Origin of the sequence: Neobacillus niacini, assembly GCF_019749295.1 — a bacterium.
Lineage (GTDB): Bacteria > Bacillota > Bacilli > Bacillales > Cytobacillaceae > Neobacillus > Neobacillus niacini_D.
The window spans coordinates 38,995-63,721 of the sequence record NZ_JACWFG010000009.1 but is presented as its reverse complement, the minus strand read 5'-3'; the positions used below and the strand labels follow the sequence as shown (position 1 = coordinate 63,721).

At 36.8% G+C, this 24,727-nt stretch carries 25 protein-coding genes; 2 read left to right on the top strand and 23 right to left on the bottom strand.

The features are described from left to right. Positions 1-108 precede the first annotated feature (108 nt). From H0184_RS13550 to H0184_RS13525, 6 genes are all read right to left on the bottom strand, one after another. Positions 109-669: a sugar O-acetyltransferase gene (locus tag H0184_RS13550; RefSeq protein WP_221826086.1), complete on the bottom strand. Its 561-nt coding sequence runs from the start codon at positions 667-669 to the stop codon at positions 109-111. A 267-nt stretch (positions 670-936) separates the two neighbouring features. Beyond that, positions 937-1,218, bottom strand: a complete 282-nt coding sequence (locus H0184_RS13545) for a colicin immunity domain-containing protein (RefSeq protein ID WP_221826085.1) — start codon at positions 1,216-1,218, stop codon at positions 937-939. Between the two features lie 452 nt (positions 1,219-1,670). Further along, positions 1,671-2,477 carry an aldo/keto reductase gene (locus H0184_RS13540; protein ID WP_221826084.1) on the bottom strand — a complete coding sequence of 269 codons (807 nt, stop codon included), beginning with the start codon at positions 2,475-2,477 and terminating at the stop codon, positions 1,671-1,673. 344 nt (positions 2,478-2,821) lie between these two features. After that, positions 2,822-2,932, bottom strand: coding sequence for a YjcZ family sporulation protein (locus H0184_RS13535; RefSeq protein ID WP_221826083.1), 111 nt, complete (start codon positions 2,930-2,932; stop codon positions 2,822-2,824). 493 nt (positions 2,933-3,425) lie between these two features. Further along, positions 3,426-4,046 carry an NAD(P)-dependent oxidoreductase gene (locus H0184_RS13530; protein WP_221826077.1) on the bottom strand — a complete coding sequence of 207 codons (621 nt, stop codon included), beginning with the start codon at positions 4,044-4,046 and terminating at the stop codon, positions 3,426-3,428. Positions 4,047-4,672: 626 nt separating this feature from the next. Beyond that, complete coding sequence (locus H0184_RS13525) at positions 4,673-6,004, bottom strand: CoA-disulfide reductase (protein ID WP_221826075.1); 1,332 nt, start codon at positions 6,002-6,004, stop codon at positions 4,673-4,675. Between the two features lie 222 nt (positions 6,005-6,226). Here H0184_RS13525 and H0184_RS13520 point away from each other — a divergent pair, with 222 nt between their 5' ends. Both H0184_RS13520 and H0184_RS13515 read left to right on the top strand, forming a co-directional pair. Beyond that, complete coding sequence (locus tag H0184_RS13520; RefSeq protein WP_221826073.1) at positions 6,227-6,370, top strand: hypothetical protein; 144 nt, start codon at positions 6,227-6,229, stop codon at positions 6,368-6,370. Between the two features lie 36 nt (positions 6,371-6,406). Beyond that, positions 6,407-6,646 carry an Imm59 family immunity protein gene (locus H0184_RS13515; RefSeq protein ID WP_221826071.1) on the top strand — a complete coding sequence of 80 codons (240 nt, stop codon included), beginning with the start codon at positions 6,407-6,409 and terminating at the stop codon, positions 6,644-6,646. A 139-nt stretch (positions 6,647-6,785) separates the two neighbouring features. On the opposite strand, the gene H0184_RS13510 is transcribed toward H0184_RS13515, so the two are convergent. The 17 genes from H0184_RS13510 to H0184_RS13435 form a co-directional block, all read right to left on the bottom strand. Further along, positions 6,786-7,883: a Gfo/Idh/MocA family protein gene (locus tag H0184_RS13510; RefSeq protein WP_221826070.1), complete on the bottom strand. Its 1,098-nt coding sequence runs from the start codon at positions 7,881-7,883 to the stop codon at positions 6,786-6,788. 74 nt (positions 7,884-7,957) lie between these two features. Beyond that, a complete protein-coding gene (locus tag H0184_RS27685; RefSeq protein ID WP_313771762.1) occupies positions 7,958-8,620 on the bottom strand; it encodes a hydroxyacid dehydrogenase in 663 nt (220 codons plus the stop codon). A gap of 76 nt (positions 8,621-8,696) precedes the next feature. Next, entirely contained in the window at positions 8,697-8,942 is a 246-nt protein-coding gene (locus tag H0184_RS27680) for a hypothetical protein (RefSeq protein ID WP_260631566.1), read from the bottom strand. 28 nt (positions 8,943-8,970) lie between these two features. Further along, positions 8,971-9,741, bottom strand: coding sequence for a sugar phosphate isomerase/epimerase family protein (locus tag H0184_RS13500; RefSeq protein ID WP_221826069.1), 771 nt, complete (start codon positions 9,739-9,741; stop codon positions 8,971-8,973). Positions 9,742-9,753: 12 nt separating this feature from the next. Further along, entirely contained in the window at positions 9,754-10,572 is an 819-nt protein-coding gene (locus H0184_RS13495; RefSeq protein ID WP_221826067.1) for a sugar phosphate isomerase/epimerase family protein, read from the bottom strand. Beyond that, positions 10,569-12,413 (bottom strand): hypothetical protein, encoded by a 1,845-nt coding sequence (locus H0184_RS13490; RefSeq protein ID WP_221826066.1) that lies wholly within the window; start codon positions 12,411-12,413, stop codon positions 10,569-10,571. Before H0184_RS13490 ends, H0184_RS13495 begins: the two co-directional genes overlap by 4 nt. Before the next feature lie 76 nt (positions 12,414-12,489). Beyond that, positions 12,490-13,653 (bottom strand): Gfo/Idh/MocA family protein, encoded by a 1,164-nt coding sequence (locus H0184_RS13485; protein ID WP_221826065.1) that lies wholly within the window; start codon positions 13,651-13,653, stop codon positions 12,490-12,492. A gap of 56 nt (positions 13,654-13,709) precedes the next feature. Next, positions 13,710-14,468, bottom strand: coding sequence for a sugar phosphate isomerase/epimerase family protein (locus H0184_RS13480; RefSeq protein WP_221826064.1), 759 nt, complete (start codon positions 14,466-14,468; stop codon positions 13,710-13,712). A gap of 238 nt (positions 14,469-14,706) precedes the next feature. Then, positions 14,707-15,726 carry a Gfo/Idh/MocA family protein gene (locus tag H0184_RS13475; RefSeq protein WP_221826062.1) on the bottom strand — a complete coding sequence of 340 codons (1,020 nt, stop codon included), beginning with the start codon at positions 15,724-15,726 and terminating at the stop codon, positions 14,707-14,709. 185 nt (positions 15,727-15,911) lie between these two features. Continuing rightward, positions 15,912-17,282: an ABC transporter substrate-binding protein gene (locus H0184_RS13470; protein ID WP_221826060.1), complete on the bottom strand. Its 1,371-nt coding sequence runs from the start codon at positions 17,280-17,282 to the stop codon at positions 15,912-15,914. 41 nt (positions 17,283-17,323) lie between these two features. Further along, positions 17,324-18,178, bottom strand: a complete 855-nt coding sequence (locus H0184_RS13465) for a carbohydrate ABC transporter permease (protein WP_313771761.1) — start codon at positions 18,176-18,178, stop codon at positions 17,324-17,326. Between the two features lie 20 nt (positions 18,179-18,198). Then, the gene (locus H0184_RS13460) at positions 18,199-19,149 is read right to left on the bottom strand and encodes a carbohydrate ABC transporter permease (protein ID WP_221826059.1); all 951 of its coding nucleotides are present in this window, start codon (positions 19,147-19,149) and stop codon (positions 18,199-18,201) included. Between the two features lie 322 nt (positions 19,150-19,471). Continuing rightward, positions 19,472-20,431 (bottom strand): AraC family transcriptional regulator, encoded by a 960-nt coding sequence (locus tag H0184_RS13455; RefSeq protein WP_260631565.1) that lies wholly within the window; start codon positions 20,429-20,431, stop codon positions 19,472-19,474. Between the two features lie 564 nt (positions 20,432-20,995). Continuing rightward, positions 20,996-21,571, bottom strand: coding sequence for a hypothetical protein (locus H0184_RS13450; RefSeq protein WP_221826055.1), 576 nt, complete (start codon positions 21,569-21,571; stop codon positions 20,996-20,998). A 444-nt stretch (positions 21,572-22,015) separates the two neighbouring features. Further along, entirely contained in the window at positions 22,016-23,173 is a 1,158-nt protein-coding gene (locus H0184_RS13445; protein ID WP_221826051.1) for a plasmid pRiA4b ORF-3 family protein, read from the bottom strand. Positions 23,174-23,222: 49 nt separating this feature from the next. Beyond that, positions 23,223-23,375 carry a hypothetical protein gene (locus H0184_RS13440; protein WP_221826049.1) on the bottom strand — a complete coding sequence of 51 codons (153 nt, stop codon included), beginning with the start codon at positions 23,373-23,375 and terminating at the stop codon, positions 23,223-23,225. Between the two features lie 148 nt (positions 23,376-23,523). Beyond that, the gene (locus tag H0184_RS13435) at positions 23,524-24,366 is read right to left on the bottom strand and encodes a hypothetical protein (RefSeq protein ID WP_221826047.1); all 843 of its coding nucleotides are present in this window, start codon (positions 24,364-24,366) and stop codon (positions 23,524-23,526) included. Positions 24,367-24,727: the final 361 nt, after the last annotated feature.

The following is a 24,727-nucleotide window of genomic DNA, read 5'->3' as shown; positions in this document are numbered from 1 at the left end:
AAAATATTGACAAACTATTAGCTGGTTTAGTTCAATAAGAAAAAGCCAGCCGTTTTTTGTAGCCAGCTCTTATAGGAAAGCACCCCGTTAGTTCAACAAGGACATAACTTATATTTCAATTTGTTTAATTATTTTAGCTGGATTACCGCCAACTACAACGTTATCTGGCACATTTTTAGTGACTACTGCACCTGCTGCAATAACAACATTATTACCTATCGTAACTCCTGGATTTATTACTGCACTTCCACCAATCCATACATTATTCCCGAAAGTAATTGGTTTTGCATATTCTTTACCTGAATTACGTTCAGTTGGATTAAGTGGATGCGTAGCTGTATAGATTTGTACATTGGGTCCAAGCAAACAATTATCCCCAAATCGCACTTCACAAACATCTAATATAGTACAGTCAAAGTTTGCAAAAAAGTTTTCACCTACATATGTGTTATATCCATAATCAAATCTTATATTGGGTTCCATATATAGGTTCTCACCAGTTGAACCGAGTAATTCCTTTAACAACTTAGTACGTTTATCTCCTTCGGTTTCTAAAGTTTGATTATATATTCTAACCTTGTGTCTTGCTTCCTCACGTTCCTTTAATAATATTGGGTCAGCAGGATTGTACATTTCTCCAGCCAACATTTTCTCTTTTTCAGTTCTCATTTTAATGACCTACTTTCAAATATGTTTGATTATCTAAAAAATACTAGTAAACAGTATAAAAAAGATTTAGTTCTATCCTCATTTTTGAATATAACAGAATATTCAGAGGCAAGATTTCAATATTTTTGGTTATGGACATTTAAATTCTTTGTCGGTGAAATTGGTTACAAAAAAAAAACGCACTAACCTGCTTCTTTAGTTGAAGAACAAAAGGGATCGCCCAGCAATCCCGATTTTAAGATAAGCAACCCATTTGTTGAATAAAATTTAAGGGTTATTCAATAAATTATTTAATTTAACCAATGCTTCACATACTTCTTTTCTTAGTTGTTGTTCGGATATTTCAAAAGCTGTTTCTTGTCCAGGAAGACATTCGTGCCAATAACAATCTACTGCTGCAAAAACTCCGTTTAGGATTTCGAATAGCGTGTTATCCATTCCTTCTGTATCATTTTTAAATGTTTTTAGATAGTCACGTTCAAAATCCTCAACAATAATTACTTCATCTATAAAATCTTTCATTAACTTTTTATACTTATAAGCAAACATTTCTTACCTCTTTTATGGATTTCCTTTCAATCCATTCTAATGATATTGCTTCTTCAAGTAAACTGCCAAGTTACTTGATTAAGAAAGGATGTATCATTCACAAGAAACACTCCAATTAAATGCTAAAAAAGTCCTGTCAACTATTGGAGTTTTTCCGTTGTAGATGCAAGCATTTTTTGCATAATTAAACGAATTAAAATTTAGCACTGCTGACAATATCAGTAAGGATAAAACGATTAAAGATAGTACATATAAATTCTTTCTCCTTGTCATTTTAAGTTACTCCCCTATACTCTTTCATTTAATATATTTTACCATATAAATACAGAAATCTTGTTGAACTATCCTGCTTCGTTAGTTCAATAAAAAAAGGTATTACTCCAATCTCATTGTTTTGAAAAAATCAAAATCCTAGGATATTTTTCATATCACTAGGATGAAGGAATGACTAATTATAAATTTTCAATTTTTTCTATATCCTCTGCAGATAATACGAAATCGAAAAGATCTATATTAGATGCTTGATTTTCACGGTTGTGAGATTTAGGAATAACGATCACACCGCGTTGGATCTGGTATTTTAATAAGACTTGTGCACCAGATAATTTATAAGCTTTACCGATTTCATCCAATACTTCTTTTTGATGGGCTTCGGCTTTCATTGGTCCCCATGCAACAGGTGTAATGCCCTCGTCTTTTAATATGGCAAGGAGATCTTCGTTAGGTTCTTTTAAGTTAACTTGTATTTGGTTAACAGCTGGCTTCACTTTAGCGAATTCTTTCAATTCATCTAGATGATTTTTTCCAAAGTTTGAAACGCCGATTGCTTTTAGTTTGCCCGCTTCGTAATATTCTTCAAAGACTTCCCAAGTGTTTTTAAGTTGTACTTTGTCTTCAATAGGGAAGTGAATAAGCAGCAGGTCGAGATAGTCTGTTTGGAAGTTTTTTAGACTGTTATCGATAGCCGCTCGAGTAGCTTCCTTTGAAGAAATATATTCTTCGTTAGGTGGAACTTTTGTCGTAATGAATAACTCTTCTCGAGGCACTGTGCTTCCTGCTAAAACTGTTCCGACAAGTTCTTCGTTTCGGTACATGATGGCTGCGTCTATTGAACGGTAACCCAACTCAAGTGCTGATACGAGTTCAGGAACTTCATTTGTTAAAGCCCCGTTATACTCATTATTTTCTTTTCCATAAGTATTTGTACCTGTACCTACAATTGGCATTTTTAACCCATTATTAAGTGTTATGTATTCCATATTCTTAAGCACTCCCTTTGTATACTCTAATTACTTTACTTACAAAGTACATCATAACAAATTATAGAATTTTCAAAAAGGAATGTAAGTACATGTCTATCATTCTTGTTAATATCTATGTGATCGATTCCATAGAAGAAAAGAAGGCCCGCAGGCCCATGAAATACGATTAATTCATCTGTGCATTAGAATCTCCGTCGTCGTCTTCTTTCTCTTTTAAATACAAAGGGGAAAAATAAGAATTGAAAAGGGAAAAACACTCTTCTTCTAAAATCGTTACGAAAATATCCCATGTGTATGGATTCCCCTTTGATTTCAGACTTCCTGCCTTTTGGTCTTACAATTTAGCAAAATGAAGCCCCTACAATGATCAGAAGAATGAACAACACAACGATTAATACAAAGCTGCTGCCGCCATAGCCACCGCCGTATCCACAACCACCGAACCAACTCATATTTTTCACCACCAATCGTACAAAAGCTATTTCTCCTTATGTATATTTTTAAAGAAAAGGATTGATTGGACATCTATCATGATGGTTAGAACAAAACAATTTCTAAAAGTAAAAAAGCGTCTGCACTACAATGCAAACGCCTCCTGTGAGGTAGTTATATTGGCTTGGCGGCTTAATAATAACTTATGCGCTCAGAATAAAGCTGAATGGGACAAGTGTTGATTAAAAATTAATTAAGCACTATTTTTGCTATTATTATTCCAATTGGCATGCCCAGCATATCAACCATCACTCTCTTGAAGCAGCTATTTTATTACGATGCATATCATATAAATCCCACTTTTCCATCGCTAAACTCCTAATGTTAAATTTATTGTAACAAGAATTAACTAAACTGCATTGTTACTTGATTATCTATATGGAAGTGCCCCCATTTTTTTCAAGTCCTATAAATTATACTTGTGACAGAAAGTAATAATGTAAGAGAATATTATTAGTAGGCGATACCTACACGTGATTTTATATAATGGTTACTTTCAATCTGCTTATATGTAAATTCTGCTGTATCCGATACGTGTATTTTATTTCCACCCACAGGCAAAAAATCATGTTCCACACGATATTCACCTATACTCTCTCCATCCGGTAAATACGTAGGACATACAATAGTCCATGCGAGTGTTGATTGTTTAAGCATATCGTAAACTTTATGATGTTCTTCTGCTGCACGGGTTGATTTACGTTTTGATTCACTTGACTGATAACGGAGTACGGCAGGCGTACTTCTACTTTGTAAGATCCCTGCAGTTCCTATCGTGATAATTCGTTGTATACCTTCGTTTTCCATTGCTTTTATAATTAGTGGCATACTTTCTGATAGAGTGGTTGTGCCATCAGTATTTAGTGCACTAATAACTACATCAATCCCATGCATGGCACGTACGATATCATTTTTATTTAAAACATTCCCTTGAATAATGGTTAAATTTTCACTATTGATTTGAATCTTCTCTGGAGTGCGAACTAATACAGTAACATGATGTCTATCTTGAAGGGCATACGTTACGATTTGACTTCCAACTCGTCCAGTTGCACCTAAAATTAAAATATTCAAAAGTAGTATCCTCCTTTTACGAATTCAAATATTACACTACACTATAAATGCTATTATTTCGTCTTTTTTAACTTAGGCATAAGAAAATACACTGCTATGAGCAGACAGTTAATAGTTAAGCAAATAATTACAAATAATAGATATCAAATCAACCCTAAAAAAATTATGGACGTGGAAATTATCAAAACAATAAAAATATCAGTTATTTGTATTGTACTAAACTTTTCTTTCTCATTCGCAGCTAAAGCAAACTATAAAGTGAGATTTCAACAATCCTTTTTTGAACTCGGCTATAAATTCCAGTATATTTTGAGTGTAGATAAAAGAATCTCTGATAAAGTTACCCCAGAATTATTAATTGAAATTGCAGATTCTATTTCGTAAAGTTGAAAAAGCATCCGTGCTCATTAAAGCCCGTGCTTGTTTATTTTCCTCTTCAAACTAAACTGTCCCGTTATTTTAAGTATAATATTTCACGTAATTCTAGTCGTATTCTTCCTGGTCTACTTAGTATCCTTTACATCTGAAAAAAAGAGGCACATTCCTTATTAGGAAATGTGCCTGGTTGCTGAAGATTGTTATTAAGGAAAAGCCCCCGATAGGACATAATATATTTAATAATAAAGCTACCTTACTCTTCTAGCTGCTTGCTGAATAGGATCCCATACACCATTATATGGAGGCGCGTACGCAAGATCTAAATCAAGCAGCTCGTCGGTTGTCATCGAATGGAATATTGCAGTTGCTAGAACATCGATTCGTTTGTCGACTCCATTTTCCCCAATAATCTGCCCGCCAAGAACTTTATTTGTTTCTTTATGATAGACAAGTTTCAAATTCATTTTTTTACTATTAGGATAATAACCAGCGATATCTTTTGATGTAATTGTTACAGAGCCACATGGGATGTTCAGCATTTTTGCCTCTGTTTCTGTTATTCCTGTTCTCCCTAAAGTTAAATCGAAAAATTTTAAGATTGAAGTGCCTACAACACCTTTAAATGTTTTATGTATATTAACGATGTTTAATCCGGCGATTTGACCTTGCTTATTGGCATGTGTTCCCAATGGGATATGATCATCCTTTTCTTTTACTCGATGATATTGTGTTGCACAATCTCCGGCAGCATAGATATCTTCAATACTTGTTTGCATATACGCATTTACTTGAATAGCACCATTAACACTTGTTTGGATTCCAGTCCCTTCTAAAAATACTATATTTGGCTTTACACCTATAGCGACTAAGACTAAATCTGTCTCATACTCCCCTTTATCGGTTTTCACATATTCAACATGCTCACTACCACGAAATGCTTCAACAGATTCACCCATTCTTAACACAATGTTTTGCTTCAGGGCTTCTTCATGGATAAATTCTGCCATTTCTTTATCAAATATTTTTGCTAATTGCTCACTTCTTTGAATGATCGTTACCTTCTTGCCTAGCTCCACAAAACTTTCAGCCATTTCAAGTCCAATGTATCCGCCACCAATAACCGTCACATTTTTTATATCTTTCTCAAGATAATCCATGATTGCCTTTGCATCAGGAATGGTCTTTAATGTGAAAACACCTGGAAGTTTAACACCCTCCCAGTTTGGAATGACCGGGCCTACGCCGGTTGCAATTAGAAGGCGGTCATACGGAAAGCTAAACGTTTCACCATTACTATGGTTTATTCCACTTACCATTTTATTTTCCGTGTCTACCTTTTGGACTTCATGATATACTCGTGCATCAATGTCATATTTCTCTTTAAAAGTAGACTGTGTACGGGCTATTAACTTATCTGTTGACTCAATCTTCCCACTGATCACATAAGGTAGGCCGCATTGTCCATACGAATACACTCCACCCTTCTCTAAAACAGTGATTTCATGTCCAGAACTGTTTCGTACAATTTGCATTGCAGCACTCATCCCCGCTGCATCTCCACCAATAATAAGTACTTTCAAGCTCATCCCTCCTTTCTTTATTTTCCATCTATTACTGATTTTTAATCATGAAGAAAGATTATCCCTATTGGGATAGCGTCAGAAAAATGCGGATTTACAACTAGTAAAGAAGTTGCCCTTGTCGTTGACGGTACAAAATACATCAATAAAGCGGTAAAATTAACGAAGGGCGTATAGTAATTGAAGAAGCTGGCGGAGTAAAATTATGCAGAAACTGGACTGTTGTCTAAACATATCAAGGTACCGAATTACCCTGGCGTATTAAATGCTTACAGCCCTATCAAATGGGGTGAGGTACTAAAGGGCGGCTACGTACTAGATGAAAATGGAATTGCGATGAAAGAAACTCATAATTCGGAACATTAGGCCTAATAGAAAAAATATAACAAGGTGTGATTAAGTTTGGCAAGAAAGAATGCTTTAGAAATCATCCAAAATGAAAAATTACAGAATTTAAATTGGTTCGATGATCATAAAATTAAACCAAATGAAGTTGGCATTCGAGAAACAGCAAATAAATGGTATGTATATACTTCAGACGAGCGGGCAAATCCGATCTCTGAGAAAGAATTCCAAACGGAAGGTGAAGCATTAGAAAATTTTATTAAACGATTAAGAGCATTGAACAAAATCTCTAGGTAATTAAATTATTAAAGAAAATTTAAATAGGCTAGAAATGAAGGACTAACCTCAGTTGGTTAGTCCTCTACCTTTCCAGCTCTGTTCTTTCAAAACTACTTGGAAATCACCAGAATCAATGGCACTTTTTTCCTACCCTTTTTTAATTAACCGATAGCCTTTCAGCAGTCTCAATCTTAATTGCTTTTTCTTGTGCTTCTATGCATAACGATGCAGCCTTAAATGCATGTTCTTGTGTCATGGCGTTTTCCGTTCCATTCAAGCAATCTAAGATAAATTCGCCAAAGAAAGGACAGCCGACTTTTCCTGATAGCTGATATTGTTTTTCACCTTGATGATTAACTAAATATAAATGGTTTCCTTGATTTTCCCTGGCAATATCGATGTATTTTCTTATCTCGATGTATCCATCTGTTCCTAGAATAAATACACGGCCGTCTCCCCATGTACCAAGTCCATCTGGTGTGAACCAATCCACACGGAAGTAAAACGTCGCTCCATTGTCGGCAACAAGTGTGGCATCCCCGTAATCCTCAAATTTTGGATATTTTTTGAAGTTGTAATTCGCTACTTTACTATGCAAAACTTTTGCATCTTTTGCACCTGTATAATGTAGAAATTGTTCAACCTGATGACTTCCGATGTCACACAAAATACCACCATAATTCTTTGGATCAAAGAACCAATCTGGTCTGCTGTCAGGATTTGCACGGTGCGGACCCATTCCAGTCACTTGAATCACTCGTCCAATAGCTCCTTCTTCAATTAATTGCCCAGCAAAGACTGCACTCTCATTGTGCAATCGTTCGCTATAATAAATTCCCCATTTCAACCCAGTTTCTGCAGTTTTCTTCTTTGCTTTTTCTATTTGATTCAAGTTTGTAAACCCTGGCTTATCCACGAAAAAATGTTTACCTGCATCAAGGACTCTTAATCCTAGATCGCAGCGATCTACAGGAATATTGGCTGCAGCAATTAGCTTGATAGAAGGATTTTTTAAGATCTCTTCTTCTGATGCAGCAGGGATTACATTCGGATACGTACTGCAAAATCTCTCAACCTTCTTTGGATCGGGATCATAAACGGCAACAAGTTCGCCGCCAGCTTCTATTAATCCGTTACACATTCCATAGATATGACCATGATCCAATCCAATGGCAGCAAAAGGGAATTCCCCTTTCTCTACTACATGATTTACCCTTCCTTTTGGTGCGTAGTTCATTCCATCTCGTTTATCCATCGTAAAAACTCCATTCATTAAATGACTTGATTTAAATCGCAATGCTTGGACACTTCTATTTTAGTAATCTATATCTATGCCATGATGATAGATTTTTCTTTGGTTATATTCCATTTCAATGGTTCTCCGCGTAGATAACGTCCAAGCTCTTGTGCCATGTAGTTACCCATTCTTTGACATTCAGCTGACAGAGACCCGGCGACATGCGGAGTCAATATGACATTTTCCAAGCTGTATAATGGTGAGTTCTTTACTGGCGGCTCTGGGTGTGTTACATCTAAAATCGCATAAAGATCTTGACGCTGCTGCAGTGTTTCAATCATTTCCTGTTCCCGTATAACCGCACCTCTTGATGTATTGATAAGTGTGGCATTTGGTTTCATGGAAGAAATATGGTCACCGGTTATTAAGCCCTCCGTTTCTTTCATCCAGGGAGTATGCAGAGAAACGACATCTGCTCTTTGAAACACATCCTCTAAAGTACACATTTCAACATTTAGAGCTTTGCCTTCCATTTCGGAAACAAAAGGATCATATGCGATGACCTTACAATCAAACTGCTTTAACATTTCAGCGACTTTCCGGCCAATCATTCCTAGGGACACAAGCCCAACAGTCGATCCATAAGCTCCTGGAACCTTTTCTCGAGCTGGAAAAGAAGCCTTCTTTTTTACTTGATTGATAAAGTACCAGCCCCGCTTCAATGAAAAAAGAATTTGAGATAACGTAAACTCCACAACAGGTACCGCATTTGCTTCATACGCACTGGTTATGACGATGTTTTTATCCCAAAACTCATCTGTTACAATGTTCTTAATTGATCCTGCACCATAAAAATACCGCTTTTAAATTTGGAGCTAAGTCTAGAAAAGATTGATCCATGACCGGACAACCCCATCCAGTCAAAATAATATCCGCATCAGACAATATGGAAGGATTCTCTTTAATGGATGCTTTTGTTTGTGGTTCTGCATAGATGTGCACAAGTTTGTTAATTTCTTTATATGCGCTTCCGTATATAAGATCAAAATGATCTAGTAAGTAAATCCCTCGAAGCATGTTTTCCCTTCTTTCCTATAAGAGGCTACTATGCAATACGAAACTGCTCTTTTAAATAAACTAGTGATTGTTTAACCTCTGTTTCAAAGTCATTCCAGTTACATTCGATTGAAATCCGGCCATTATAACTAGATTGCTGCACCAAGTTTACAAAGTCCGAATACGGGTAACTTCCTGTACCAGGTGATAGTCTGCCAGAGTCTGCAACATGGATATGTTTAATAAAATCTTTATGTTCGTAAATATGTGTTAGAGGCTCAGAATCCTCATCCATATGGTAAAAATCTGCCAAGGCCTTAATACATTTACGGTTTACTTTTTCAGCAAATTTGACTGCTTCCGGAACACTGTTAATAATATTTGATTCCTTTCGGTTAAGAGGCTCAATGACAATGGTTAAATGAAGTGGATCCGCCACGTCGGCAGCCATATGCAAAAACTGGACAATTTGTTCTTCACCCTTCGCCCTTGAAAAACCATCTGGCAATGATCTAGCTCCCCCGCTTCCAAACACAATGGTGTCAGCACCTATTCGTTTTACTCGTTCTAACGCAGATGATAAATAATTTTTAATCCGTTGTGTGTTCACCTGTTCGCCTACAATTTTTAAATCTCCTGGAAGAAGAATATTACAGGCTTCAACCGGAATGGGCGATTCTTCGTAGTTTCTTAGGATCGATTTAAACTCCGCTTCGCTTGCTTCAGGCTGTAATGAAACAACTGTACATTCGATAAAATCATAACCTGCTTGATAGAGAATGGATGCTTTTTCTATACCTGCACAACAACCTAGTTTCATATAAATCCCACCTTATTTAATTAATTCTTTCATAAAAGAACTATATTGTTTAAACGCAATTTCAGGTTCTTCGATCTCTGGACACCATTTTTTCTCCCATTCTAATGTGCAATAGCCTTCGTATCCATTCCTCTTTAAAATGGTGTATATTTCTTGTAAGGGGACATCACCCTCGCCAAGAAGGCAAAGCTGGTACCCTCTTTGTGTACCTTCCTTTACATAAGAATCCTTCCAGTGTGTATATTTAACATAGTCTCCAAGTGTCTCCCACGTGAAGGCAGGTTCTTCTCCGATCGTTCGATAAGGATGATGCACATCCCATAGGACATGAAAATGTGTGGAGTGAATTCTATTAAAAATTTCTTTCATATATTCGCTGCTGGTCCAATCATCATGTGTTTCAAAAAGGAGATGAACGTCGTACTCCTCCGCAATTTTGAGATATTCTAAGACGTTTTTTTCTACTATTGAATATGCTTCTTCTCTGCTTGTATCACCAATAGAGCCGCCAAATACCCGAATGTATGGTGTGTGAAATTCTTGACAAAGCGCTGCATAGTTCTTCAATTCTTCTCGATAATTTTCAAATTCTTCACTTGAGTTTGTAAACAGCCTTACCGAGCTTGAAAAGCAGGGAACTTCTAGGGATGCTTCTTGAAATCTGCGAACAGTCTCACGTACGTTATTTGAGAACACTGGAAATTTGAATAGATCCAATTCACCTAGGTACCCTCGGAAATCCACTCCATCATAGCCATTTTCCACTGCATTTGAGATAATTTTATCTAAATCCCAATTGGGACAGCCTAATGTTGTAAAAGCTAATTTCATCTTTTCACTCCTTCCCCGAATTTACTGATTCCCATCATATCTAGTAAAGCATTCTCCTCAATGTATTCCTCATTTTGATAGAGATGAACCAAATAATGAGAAATTGCTTGCTTTGTATGATAGGATGCACTTGTCAGGTTTCCATTACGGTATTGCACAACCTGTGGTCCCATTTTTATAGGTGTAATAGGGTTATTATCAAGCACTTTAATACAAACCTTATTTCCTTTGTAATCAACATCAATCCTGTTTTCTGTACAGCTAATTTTCGTGCTGGTTTCCCCATCAGATAATAACAGAGGAAATTCCTGCACCACACTTTCTATCTCACCTATAATAGAATCTTGGACAAGAAGGATTTCTGGTGTAACTGTAAGGGTTTGCTGAATCAGAAAAGCCCCGTTCATTGGACCTCTAAACTCCAGTTTCACCTCGACTTTTTTTGTGTCACAGGATAGTACAGAGACTTCCAGATTAGGAGATTCTTTTGATGTCATCTCCGATAATCGTGTCATCACATTGTTTACATTGATCCAAGCTGGAGCAAAGGATAAAGCTCTATTACTTGTTACTGGTGTTCCATCTGATGGACCAATGGTCGGCCATACATTGTTTCGCTGGATCCGGACAATTCCTGTAGGAGTGTAGTTTTTATCCCCTTTTGTCTGATACTCAATGTAATGCCCGCCTGCATTGATAATCAATTTGTGAAAATAAGGTTCCATCCAAACATAGAATCCCCCTGTTTGTGCCGGACAAGCTAGTTCTCCTATTTCATCGTCCGCCTGTTCGAATGCCAGCGCTAAAAAATACGCTGCAAGCAAATTGTATTGAGAATGATAGGTATAGGTTTCGTACCCCGTACGAGTCATTGGGTCAGCATAATTTCTGACCACATTCAGCTCGCCTGTTGGCCTCTTCCACCTTTTGATAGATTCAAGCGATAAACGTGCTCCCCGTTTAAAGGCTGCTGCCATGATATAATCTCCAGTATTGGCATATTCATTTGCTGCCACTTCAAACTGAAAAGCTTGCTGTGCTTCATTCCACTGATGCTGGGAGCTTCGGCCTCCCGTCGGCATTTCGCCTGTTGGACTTTGCATAAACAGTGACGTTAAATCTCCACGCTGACAGCATTCTAACAGTCTCTCTTTGTGCCTGCCGTCATAGCCTGCAAGCAGCATTAATCGAAAATAGTTTCGTGTAAACATGGCATATGCCATTGGACCATTTGGATCTACATAAAGACCATATTCTGTTAAAAGCTCCATTTGGGGGGCTAATTCCCGATCAATGTCTTCTAAATTCATAGCATTGCCAAGCTTATGAGCTCCCCGCAAGTATTCTCCGGCAAGTGCCACTACTTTCCAATTGTTAATGGTTTTTTTATATAAACTTGCAGGATTCATTCTAGAAAAAGACAGTTCCCATTGTGTGGCTTTTGTTTCAGATACATAAGGTTTCAGTTTCATATAAGCAAAAGTGACCATGGTGGTATAAAAATTACTATGATCGTCTGCACAATTCTCTTCCACCATTTGTTTAAGCGAAGAATCTAACGCTTTACTAGCACTTACTAACATCCAATTTTCTCTTAGCTGCGTATAAAGAAGTGCTGTGCTAGCAGCAAAAGCTGGGGTTGAATATTGTGTCTCACGATGCATACAGTGGTCGATAATTCGACCTTCGTCATCCATACAGGTAGAAAAATATTGGACAAGAGGTTCAATGATGTCTAGATATAAGCTTTTTTTGTACTGTGAATCACGTATTTGTGATTCATCAAATTGTTCCACATACTTCGATACATCACGTTCAAGCGGGAATGGTTTTTCTAACAATGCTTTTCTCCTCTCAAATCGTAAGAAGCAGAATATAGTCGATATTCTGCTTTTTAAGTGTTATTAAACTAATCCTTTAATGTGTTCCTTGAATATTAAGTGTCCTATCGGCAACGATATTCTTTTTGAATGTAGATGTTTTTATTTTCTCTTGCAATTTTGAATAGAAGAGATCTTCATTTATAGGAAGGTCTACCCAATCGTCTGTCCAAGCAGATAAATGGATCGCATTGGAAATTTCTAACCCTTTGATTCCTTCTTCGCCTGGCCCTAGTAATTCTGTACCATGAAGAATTGCCTTCACCCAGTTGGTGGTAATTCCTTTATGCTGTGTTGCTTCTCCTTTTATAGGGATATCAATTTTCCAGCATTCTGGCTCACCAAATCCGCCTTTATATTCTCTGTTAAATTCTCTTTCGGATTGTCGTAATCTCCAAAATGTCAATTTTCCATCTTCGACTACCAATTTTCCACGATCACCGGATATTTCGTAGCGATTGGTACCAGGAGCATCACCGGTTGAAGTAACAAATACTCCTGTTGCACCATTTTCGTATTCAACATAAGCCGTTACGTCATCTTCTACTTCAATATTATGAAACTTACCAAACCCACAAAAAGCCCGAACACGTTTCGGCATCAAGCCGCTCGTCCATTGCCATAAATCAAGCTGGTGCGGGTCTTGATTTGCGAGGACCCCGCCGCCTTCACCTGCCCATGTTGCTCTCCAACCGCCTGAATCATAATAGCTTTGAGAGCGATACCAATCGGTTATAATCCAATTTGTTCGTTTGATTTCTCCTAATTCTCCGCTTTGCACAAGGTCTCTTAGCTTTTGATACAAAGGATTGGTTCGTTGGTTAAACATAATTCCAAAAACTTTTCCACTTTTTTTAGCCACCTCATTCAATTCACGAACGTTTTTAGTAAAAACACCAACCGGCTTTTCTACCAAAACATGCAAACCTTTTTGAAGGGCTTTTATCGCTAAAGGCGGATGATCATAATGCGGGGTTGCTACTATAACAGCATCAAGATCACCGAATTCGAAAAAGCTTTCTGTATTGTCAAACATTTGTATATTTTCCCCTAATGTTTCTTTTGCCCATTTTAATCTCTCGGGGTTCTGATCACATACAGCTGTTAACACTGCCCCTGGTACTTCACCATTATTAAGATAGAGTGAATGGGAACTTCCCATATTGCCAATACCGATAATTCCTATTTTGACATTCTCCAAATTTTTCCCTCTCCTTCATTCATAATTGGTTTGCATTAAGCGCTTTTCGCATTATTTTATTGAAATTGCTTTGATAGCACTTTTAGGTTTTCTAAGCTTGTTTGAAGACTATCCATTGGGTTACCAGGGCAGATATCCTGTTCCACTGCATACCATTCAACTCCTGATTTTTCACACCAATCCAGGATTGGAGCAAAATCAATCAAGCCGGTTCCCACTTCAGCAAAGGTTTTTCTTTCATCTCTTGTCATGTCTTTTAAATGGATAATAGGCATTCTTTGTGCATAGGGTTGTAGAAATTGCAGCGGGTTTCTTCCGGCTTTTTTAATCCAAAACACATCAATTTCAGCCAAAATTTTATTCTCTGCTGTTGGTTCTAACAAGTATTCTAAAGAAGATTTCCCTTCAATTTCAGTGTCAAATTCAAAAGCATGGTTATGATAGCTAATCCGATATCCAGGTGCTTTCTCAGCTACTTCATTTAAGAGGGTCTTTACTTTCTGAAAACCTTCTTTGTTTCTTAAATTCTCAGGAATGTTTGGACAAACAATATCTTTTGTTTGATATAAGCTGACTTCATCTAGTAGATTGTCAAGATCGTTTTCCAGCCGATCAATGGATATATGTATCCCGGCCGTACCAAGTTGATTTTCCTTTAGAGCTGCTGCAACTTCTTCTGGATCATAGCCAGGCGGTAACGCCGACAACTGAACTCCAGCCCAGCCCATTTCCTTTAATTCTTTAAATACTGGTACAATTCCCCTTTTTAATTCTTCTCGTAGCGTATACAATTGTGCTGCAAACTTATTTCTCATATCACGAGCTCCTTTTCTTTTTACAGTGTAATAGCTTACTATCTATATTAAACGGAATATTCAGAGTAGACTTGGTTAAAGTTGTTCAGTATAGGGTGATTTTTTACCCCTATTGCTATTTTAAAAGGAAATTCGTACTCATCTACTAAACATGTTCTAAAAGGCAGAACTTCATTTCTATTAATACTATCCGCAAGTATTTCTTCGCCAACACCATGTTGATTCTGCTTTCATCGTTTTATATGCTGGCTTCTAAGCTTTGCATCTCGACTTCTCTTTTTAATTCTGATGATTTAACGATACTGTCAATCATTTTCATTGATGGAAGGGCATCTTTGACATGTACATACTCGTTCGTATTCTCTACAATACATTCATAGAATTTATTGATTAATTTCATATGACTTGCACCATAATAGAATTTTGAGCCTGGCATCTTGGTATCTTCGATCAATTCTACTTTTTTCCCCTCTTCATCCAGCTTCGTTAGAATACTATCCTTAATGGTGAATTTCTGTTTCTCAAAAACTACCTGAAGCTCAACACTGGAATTATTTGCATTGGCAATGGTCGCAAAAAAGAATCCTTTCGCCCCATTTTCAAAATGAATAGATGCTGTGGCAGTATCTTCGATTTCTACCCCATAATCTAGAAGCTGATCGATGGACCCTCGAATGGATTTAATTTCGCCGCCAAGCAGCTGCATTTGATCCAATGTATGAATGGATTGATTGATCATCACTCCACCACCTGCATATTCCAATTTCCCCCGCCATGGTTTATTGTCATAATAAGATTTGGGTCTCGCCCATGCCACTAACCCCTTGATACCCAACACTTTTCCATATTGTTCGCTTTCAACTATTTTCTTCAGCACTTCAAAGGTCTCATTGAAACGGTTTTGGAAGCAAACACCTATTTTGATATCTTTATGCTTTTCCTCTAGTTTGACGAGGGCAGATCCTTCTTCCGAATTCAATGATAGCGGCTTTTCTTGAAATACGTGAACACCATTTTCAACACATGCTTTTGTTACGGGAAAATGAAGATAGTGCGGCAAACAAATATGTACGCAATCCAACACTTCTTTTTCCAGCATATCTTGAAAATCAGTATAAAAATTCACACCTGGCACGATATCTTTCCTTGTTTCATCGATATCACAAACTGCCACCAACTCTGCACGCGTATTTCCCTTTATAGCGGATAGATGAACACTCGAAACATCTCCAAGTCCAATCACAGCAACCTTTAGCATAAGTCACACTCCTTATCCTTTTCGTATTTTTGCAGCGTATACTTTCTATCTATGAGAGTACTGATCAACCATTATGAAAAGAAGTAACTGTATCCTATTTCTCTACAGTTACTTCATTTCATTGGTGCTCTAGTAATCTGCTAGTTTATCATCTGGTATATTTCTCAATTTTAATGCCACGAAGATTAACGATTTTCAACCCATTCCGTGCTCTCTTTTTGAGCTTTTTTAAGTGCATCCTCCGCACTTCTATTTCCAGTTAATGCAGCCTCAATTTCAGAGGTTAAGATAAAGCGCGGCTGTGAAGATCCCCATGGGTATCTAGGCGTCATCGGTGTTTCCATTGCTTTAAATACTGGAAGCATTAATGGCATTTCTTTCACACTATCCCATTCCGTTGCGGATTTCACTGCTGGGATTGCTCCATATTCTTCAAACACATATTTTTGGACGAAATCGCTTGTAGCAAATTTTACCCATTCCCATGCCAATTCTTTATTTTTACTATCCTTTGCAATGGTAATCGGACTACCTGCAAATAATCCTCCACGACCTTCATCATTTTTAAACTCATTAACAATTCCGATTCGGTCTCCAAGTCCTTGGGCATAAGCTGGTTTAACGGTATCCCCAGGTCCTTGGTTTAACATAATGGCAATATTGTTATCCTTTGATAACCATTTTTCATTCCCTTGGTTACTAACGATTCCCTTTGGTGCATATTTTTGCATTTCCAGCAGCCAATTTAACCCATTGAGCATTTCTGGTGATTCAAAGTTAAACTTAACTTCATCCCATGCAAAACCTGTTCCCCATGAACCATTTTGTCCTTCAGCAAGATCCACAAGAGTGAAAGCAGAAGACCAATCCCCACGGAACCAAATTCCATAGTTTTGTTCACCCGTTTTTGGATTCTTTCCTGTCATCTGTTTTGCTTTTTCTGCAATCTCTTCCATTGTTGGGTTTTCAGATGGATATTCTACACCCCAGTCGTCAAATAACTTCTTATCGTAAGCAATAAAACGGGTATCCCCCAAAAACGGAAGTCCATAAATATCCAATTCCTTACTGTCTGGTCCTAAAGCCTTCCAACCATCAACTTGGTTATCAATGAAGATATCTAGACTGAATTCCTTGTCTTTTTCAATCCACGGCTGTAATGGTTCTAGTACACCTTGTGGAGCAAAATCTGCGACACCAGGCATTTGGTACACATCGGCTTCACCAGAAGTGATCATCGCTTGCGTTTTCTCTGTATATCCTTCCCAAGGCATTAAAACAAATTCAACCGTTGCTCCAGGGTGCTGCTTTTCGAACTCCGCCTTTACTACTTTCATACCTTTTGCTGTCTCACCAGTAACAGGATCTGTCTTGTCATCCATCGCAAAGTCACCAATCATCTGGACCTTAATTTTTTGTCCTGCCCATTTTCCTTCTGTTTTACTGGTTGAAGAAGAACTATTTGATTTTGGAACACAGCCCACAAGTGCAAAACTCAATAACAACATCATCGTAATAAAGAAAGTGACCTTCTTCTTGTAAATACCTCTGCGCATTACCTTACCCCCTATTAATTTTATTTTTGAAAACGAATAAACTATTCTCCCTTTACCCCGCTTAGGGCAATACTTTGGATAATGTATCGTTGTAAAAAAAGATACAAGATGACGATTGGTAGAATACTAACGGTTGCGAGAGCCATCGTTAAGCCCCCTAAACTTGAACCATTTTCTAGCGAGAAACTTGCTAAATAAAGAGGAACGGTTTGTAATTCTAAATCGTTCAGCACAACTAATGGCCACATGAAGTCATTCCAACTCCAAATAAAGGCTAAGATCACCATTGTTGCTGCGATCGGTCCGGCAAGCGGCAAATAGACACTGAAGAAGATTTTAAATTCACCGGCTCCATCAATTTGGGCAGCCTCCCGAAGCGTATCTGGCAGCTGATCAAAAAACTGTTTACAAAGGAAAATCAACATGCCGCTAATAATAGAGGGAAGAACCAATGGATAATACGTGTTCAATAGATTCATTTTATTAAACAAGGTATATAAGGGAATTAACCTCGGCTCCATTGGGATCATGAGCGTACAAAGGACCACAATGAACAAGATTTTCTTACCCTTGAATTTCCCCTTAGAGAACGCATATCCTGCCAGAAGGGAGGCAGAAACTCCCAAAACAACAGAACTCACTGTAACAATGGTAGAGTTTATATACGATTTAATGAGTCTTCCATTCTCGAATACGATTCCATAGTTGAATTTGGAAGGTTCCTCTGGTATTAATCGAGGCGGAAACGGCATTGAAATATTGGCTGTTCTATCAAAACCTACACTAACCATCCATATAAATGGAGCCATAAGCACAACACCGAAAATTAATAGAATAAGAAACTTAATAATAGATGTAATCCTTTCCATTTTCTTCATAGACATGGTGTTATTCAATATAGTCCCTCCTCTCTACGTTATATTTTCATTTTCGAGACTTTGAGATTAATAAAGGTAAAGATCAAGATGATGATAAACATGATATATGTGGCAGCGGATGCGATACCAAATTCAAACCCTGTAAAACCACGCTCATAAATAAAGGCTCCCATGGTTTGGATGGAACGAGCAGGACTTCCATTTGGTCCGCCAACGACATAAACCTCATTGAAACGCTGAAGAGCACCAATCCAACCAGTGATTAATAAGAAGGCAAACGTTCCAGTCATGTTTGGAATGGTGATAAATAACCATTGTTGGAATCCACTTGCTCCGTCAATTTTAGCTGCCTCATACATTTCCGACGAAATGGCTTGAAGATTGGCAAGGCAGATAATAATAACAAACCCAATCCAATGCCAAACTGCCAGCAAAATGACACCCCATTTAGAAGTGGCAGGATCTGAAAACCAGCCTGGTGTTGGTAATCCTAATGAACCAAGAATATAATTTAGAATCCCCATTTCAGGGTGTAAAACAAATTGAAAGATCATGGCTGCCGCAACAATGGAAGTGACATTTGGCAGAAAGTATAAGACCTTAAAAAAGTTTTTCCCTTTTGACACAGAATTGATAAGTGTTGCAAAAATAAACCCTAGTGGAATAGTGATAAGAATTTGAAAAATACCGATATAAAAGGTATTCCAAACGGAATTCCAAAAAGGACCTGAAGTTAATACCGTACGAAAGTTAGCCAGTCCCGTAAAGGTCTCAATCGTCCCATTTGATTTAAAAAAACTCAATCTTAGAGATTCTGCGATTGGATAGACCATGAACAATAAAATACCTAGAAAACTTGGGATTAAGAAAATATACCATGTCCATTGGGAACTTCTTTTTTTCTTTTTCATCGTTTTAGACTCTGTGTGGGTGTTTGTATTCACACTTTGAGTAGTTGTATTGGCCGCTTCCACGCTGTTATTCGCCATAAATATCTCCTTTCTTGATTGGAATTCCTTCACTCTTTTGATTCTTGGTCATCTAACCCCCATTAATGACAACGCTTTCAAATTATCCTAAAAAAATTTACTCATATGTAGGCGATGCTTTTTACCACTGCCTTTTTTATCTCCTTTTGACAACGCCCTCCTGTTTCTGTTAAGGTTCATTCTAGTAAATCTAGCGAATACCATTTTTACTTCTAATTAAATAGTATAAAAATTTAGAATATTTAGCTTGTTTATAATTGTGTTATTTTGACTTTAATTTGTCATATGTTGCTGTTTTGCTATTTTTATTAAGGATAATGCTTTATTTTGAAGACGCTGAATGTTTCCTGATTGCTCTACTATTTCGATATTCTGTTGGAGTAATATTCATTTGTTTTCGGAAAAAACGACTAAAATGAGATGAATCTTCAAAACCGGATTCTAAGGCCACTTCATGTATGGATTTTTCCGGGTGGATCTCCAGTAAGTATTTTGCCCGGTTGATTCGACAAGTCATTAAGTATTGCATAATGGTAAAACCTGTAACATCTTTAAAAATCCTAGCCATATGGTATTTACTTAAATTTAAATTATCTGCAATACTGTCTAACGTAATCTGACTATTAAAATTCTTTTCAATCCAGGGTATAATCCGTTTTACATGAGTATTCTTTTCCGTTTCGATGGGAGGTATTTTTACGAGCTGTTGTTTACTTAATTCATAGATTTTAAATAGAAGTTGTACGAATAAAGTAGATATTTCACCATTTCGCAAACGACTTTCTACACTATTTTCTTTATCAAGCAATTTATTCGGATCTTTACATGCGATTTTTCTTATTAACTCCTTAATCTCTACTAATTTCTCTTTGTCTGTTCCTCGAAATAAAGTATTACTAAGCTGGTTAAACGGATTTAATAATTCAGGAACGTTTAAGTCAATTAAAATAGGTCGCAACCATTCAGATGAAAATTCAATTACACTTCTCTCATACGGGATACCTGGTTCTGGGTATGCTCTGTGCAAGGTTAAACCATTCATGATAATAATATCGTCTTCTTGTAAAGGATAAATATGGTCACCAATTAAATATTTGCAGTTACCACCATGGAAATAATAAATTTCATATTGTTCGTGTGAGTGGTAACTAAAAGCCTCATGCGAGTTGACGGTGTCGACCAATCGATAGTTTGCATTTATTTTCTCATCCAAACCTAATTCCCCCTCTTTTACGACAATAAGATCCATTGCTTTACACGCAGCGTACTTCTCTAATTTCATTTAAAATATAACTGCCATTTTTTTGATAAGTTAAATTTTTATTCTCTTTACTTCTTCTATTCACCTCTATAAATTCTCAAAATTCAAAAAACTAGACTATACTCACATTCATTCAGCTGTCAAACGGGAGAATAGACGGATAGAAATCGGAATAAAAAATAGCCCAGGGAGCCCTTGCCCTAGACATTTATAGATTTTATGTTTAGACAGATGCAGAAATCAGTCAGCGAGTAATTGACTTCATCATAGTGAAACTTAAGCAATTTAGAACCATTAAATATCTGTTATTTTTCTAGAATTTTTGGATGATTAAACTAATACAATTAAGGTTCCCAATGGTAAATAAAAAGAAAACCCGCATACCTTTGTGGCACACGAGTTTAATTTTGTTTGTCTTTTGCTTTATCATTTTCTTGTTTATCTTGAACTTACAAAGGGACAAAATATTCACTGAAAGTAAAAAGAAGGAGACTCATTTTCGATGTCTCCTTCTTTTCGTTTCAAATAATGAAGTTGTCTTTTATATCGGTTTCTATTTTTCAAAAACATGCCGTACCCGTGTATTTAGAGAACTTCCTTTTTCTGAGCACTTTTAATCAGCTTAATCTCACCATTTTTAGGGATTAATTCACTGATGTTTTCATATTTGTCTTCCTTTTTTGACTGGTTTAAGTCCGCCGCTACATATTCCTTAAAGGAGTAGCAAAAGAGTTTACGGGCCACTCTTCCTTTTTCACCAATTAAGTTAAACCAACTTTGCCCTACATAAAAAGGATTCGTTAGTATTCTATCAATAACATATGCTATACTGTCATCTTCTTCCCCTGGATTAAATCTTGTTTTAGTAGAAAGGGCCAAGATAAAATAGTTTGTAAACTTATCTAATTCTAGTAATTGAAGATGGTACTTCTCACGCTGCATTTGATTAAAATCCCTTAAGACCGACTTGATACTTTTCTCAATATCAATTTCAAGTTTACTTGCATCTTTCCAGGTTGATAAACGGGAATTAAAAATTGATAGTGTTAGTATATAATATCCAGCATACTTTTTGGGATCAAATACTTCATTATTAACTTGGCTTTCATCTTCCGGTAAAACAACAAATTTTTTATAGTCAGCAAAGAAATTTTCAATCATATCGAATCCCTTCTTTCATAACTTTATAGTTTTGCTGAATAAAATGGCTTAATCTAAATCTATCTGCAGCTATTTTCATTATGGAGAAAACAACCAAGGTGAACTACTCAGTATTTTTTTATAGCGCAGTTCTTCTCGTAACCTGTCAAAATAACTTCTATGTTCCATTGAATCGAAATTTGTATATAATATATTTCTTTATTCATATTAAAAGTCCTCCTTATTTCTTCAAAAATCCTCAACTTTCACGGTTTTTAATTAAAAAGTCCCATAAGCGAATCGGTAATTTGTCGTAACAGGTCTTTATAAACTCAAAAAAATAGTTCACTTGTTTACAAGCGAACTACCTGGACTGGCCTCAATTTTTTTTCAATCAATGTGTGCTATAGCGAATACTGATTTCCTGACTGATTCCGATAGGAAACCACCTAATTTTCAATCTAATCACAAAAATTGTGAATAATGATAGCCTTTGATTATTTGTTTAAGTCCATGATTTATCTTTTCATGGCTTCTGTTTCTTTCCTTTTGACTATCGGCCCATGCATTCATGTCCTCATGTTCTGGATCGTTCACATCTGCCATAATTCGCAGATATTCCATGTAACCCCCTTCTCCTCCCACATCTTCAGGAGGTCTCTCTCCGATTCCTTCCACAAATGTTGCACGAAACTCATTTGATTTCACAACATTTTCCAATGTGATGATATGTTCCCAGGAATCTCCGAGATCGTATTTATATAGTACTTCACCATAGGCTGGGAAAATTTCTTCAAGTCCAACAAATCGCTCCTGACAGACCTCAAATGCATCATAATTCAAATATTCCATCGTCTCGGGGTCATCATCCATTATAATTTTGAGGTCCTTGCTTTCCGCTCTTTCCACAACGAATTCATGTAAATGAGCGTTATGCCAATCAAAAACGCTTTGAATAATATTATGTAGATGTCTGAAGGAATAAGTCGAAGGCACTAAAACCCGTCGCCAAATTTCATAACCCTCTAGATTGATTTTTATTTTCAGTTGATACAGGTCGATTTCAAGAACATCTTCCACAGCTTCATGATCTTCCTGTCCAACAATAAGGCCGAGGCATTTGAGCATTTTTTCAATCGGATAAAACGCAGGATCATTCCCAGATTTATGGATAAATCTACCGGTTATCATGCTAATATACCGTTGAATTCTTACATTTTCATCTAAATATTCTTGAGTAAACTCAATATCACGCACCGCATTATTCATCCTTGCTACCATGCTTCTGCTGGCCGTTTTCGAAAATGTAATGTCACCCGCTTTTTCCATATATGCTTCAATGACTTCTTTGCGGACACCTTCCATTCGAAAAGCCGTAATGATTGCTTCCCGAATTAATTCATTTATTTTGGAAAAATCCTTCTTACTTGGTCTATAGATAATGATCGAATACCTTGTTTCATTATTCATCAAAACAATCGCTTTTTTTCTATCAATCGTAACAATATTAGCATGCCATGCCATAAAATTATTGGGGAACTGCTCATGTCCTTCTGGAGGATGCAGCTCACTATTCTTTATTCCAAGCTGATCTAGCAAGGATTTCGTACATTGGATTAACATATATTTCACCCTCTTATTTTCACAGGAATTACTGTGGATAAATATTTCATCAACGATCCACCAACTCTTTAAAAGTCTTGTCATATAACCGCTTGATTACATCTAATGCATATTGATCTAATTCTTTTTCAAAAATCACCTGTTCTTCTTGGTCTTTATCTTCTTTCATAGATAGATTACTCCATTCGTGCCAGTTTTCCAAGGAACTCCTCCTATGAATAGTAGTATCAAATAAGGGCAGGTTTTAGTAAACAAACAGGTTTCGTCATAATTCAAGTGAATTTTAACAAAGATGCGACATTTTTTTGCGTATCGGTTCTTTTCATGTCCTCCGAGGGCAATAGAATCTTTTATTCATTCGGCTGCAACCAATCCCAGTCTGGATTTATGCCATCTATAAAAGAATGGGATATAAGGGTTGTAGTCTCCATTGCAGATACCTTTTCCAAATAGAATGTCATGAATTTGTTGTTTAAGATTCCATAGAAGTAGGCGATCGGATTTTTCACGAGATTGGTCCTTTTTATTTTACCTATCAGTTGTCTAAAGGCTTGGATGGTTATGTCTAGTATATCTTCTGTGTCATTCGTACACTCAAAGCGAAAAGCAGTAATTTGCACCATATGCCAATATTCTTCAATGGTTTTTGCATCGCTAAAAAAGCATTTTACCAGGTGGACAAAAGGTTGTGGTACTGTGCTGCTAACATAGGAATCATCTAATGTTGACGGTTCTTCGTTACGTTTATTTATCTTTTGATTATTTGTTTTTAAAAGATTACTAGTTTTATATTGGTGGTTCATTTTTTCCTCTTCGGGTAGTTCATTCGATGGAAAACGATTAAACTGGTATAAATTGCTAGACTGTGAACCGTTTTTCCTTTCTGTTTCAAAGACTGTAATGATCCCAAATTCCATTGCTTTCAAAATCATTCGTTTAAAGGTAGACCTTGATATGCCATTATCATCGTATTGTGCGTGAATTGCTTTTAAGATGGTTCCGATTTTGGCATTGCATACACCGGGAACTTTGGCTGCAAATCGAACGAGCCTTTTTAATCCGACCAGCTCCCCTTTGGTAAAATCATGCTTGTGTTCTAATAACCACATTTCCATATGCTGATTAAATTCCTGAAGGGAACTAAATTGCGAGAACTGCTTAAACTCTTCTGTATTACCCGATTTTATACTCATGATTAATAACTCCCTCTCATCACCGTGTATTCGTTTTCCTTCGTGAGAACTTTACGTGAAAGCTCACGGCCGGCACTTCTACAGTAACGAGATTGGCTGAGTAAATCGAACTGCCCTATTCTACTTTTGAGGGCATTTTTAGAGTGAAACGTCAAAAAACGCCTTCAAAAATGATTTTTGAAGGCGTTTTTTGCATTTTGGGTAGATTTTCAATTGAATTATTTAAATCGCTCCTGACGAATCACAATATTATCAGCCTTAAGAACATTTGCGGGTGCTCCTCCAGGGGCTTTTTCAAAAGATTAAACATCCTTTTATGCGACGCCCTTTTCAAGGGGAATAAAATAAATTAAAACCTCGC

Bases quoted from the DNA above. Each gene is read 5' to 3' on its own strand.
- H0184_RS13540 (WP_221826084.1), bottom strand. From the start codon at position 2,477: ATGGAATACATAACACTTAATAATGGGTTAAAAATGCCAATTGTAGGT.
- H0184_RS13500 (WP_221826069.1), bottom strand. From the start codon at position 9,741: ATGAAACTAGGTTGTTGTGCAGGTATAGAAAAAGCATCCATTCTCTAT.
- H0184_RS13460 (WP_221826059.1), bottom strand. From the start codon at position 19,149: ATGGCGAATAACAGCGTGGAAGCGGCCAATACAACTACTCAAAGTGTG.
- H0184_RS13455 (WP_260631565.1), bottom strand. From the start codon at position 20,431: ATGAAATTAGAGAAGTACGCTGCGTGTAAAGCAATGGATCTTATTGTC.
- H0184_RS13535 (WP_221826083.1), bottom strand. From the start codon at position 2,932: ATGAGTTGGTTCGGTGGTTGTGGATACGGCGGTGGCTATGGCGGCAGC.
- H0184_RS27680 (WP_260631566.1), bottom strand. From the start codon at position 8,942: ATGCTTCGAGGGATTTACTTACTAGATCATTTTGATCTTATATACGGA.
- H0184_RS13450 (WP_221826055.1), bottom strand. From the start codon at position 21,571: ATGATTGAAAATTTCTTTGCTGACTATAAAAAATTTGTTGTTTTACCG.
- H0184_RS13480 (WP_221826064.1), bottom strand. From the start codon at position 14,468: ATGAGAAATAAGTTTGCAGCACAATTGTATACGCTACGAGAAGAATTA.
- H0184_RS13550 (WP_221826086.1), bottom strand. From the start codon at position 669: ATGAGAACTGAAAAAGAGAAAATGTTGGCTGGAGAAATGTACAATCCT.
- H0184_RS13435 (WP_221826047.1), bottom strand. From the start codon at position 24,366: ATGAGTATAAAATCGGGTAATACAGAAGAGTTTAAGCAGTTCTCGCAA.
- H0184_RS13470 (WP_221826060.1), bottom strand. From the start codon at position 17,282: ATGCGCAGAGGTATTTACAAGAAGAAGGTCACTTTCTTTATTACGATG.
- H0184_RS13510 (WP_221826070.1), bottom strand. From the start codon at position 7,883: ATGGATAAACGAGATGGAATGAACTACGCACCAAAAGGAAGGGTAAAT.
- H0184_RS13445 (WP_221826051.1), bottom strand. From the start codon at position 23,173: ATGTTAATCCAATGTACGAAATCCTTGCTAGATCAGCTTGGAATAAAG.
- H0184_RS13545 (WP_221826085.1), bottom strand. From the start codon at position 1,218: ATGTTTGCTTATAAGTATAAAAAGTTAATGAAAGATTTTATAGATGAA.
- H0184_RS13495 (WP_221826067.1), bottom strand. From the start codon at position 10,572: ATGAAATTAGCTTTTACAACATTAGGCTGTCCCAATTGGGATTTAGAT.
- H0184_RS13475 (WP_221826062.1), bottom strand. From the start codon at position 15,726: ATGCTAAAGGTTGCTGTGATTGGACTTGGAGATGTTTCGAGTGTTCAT.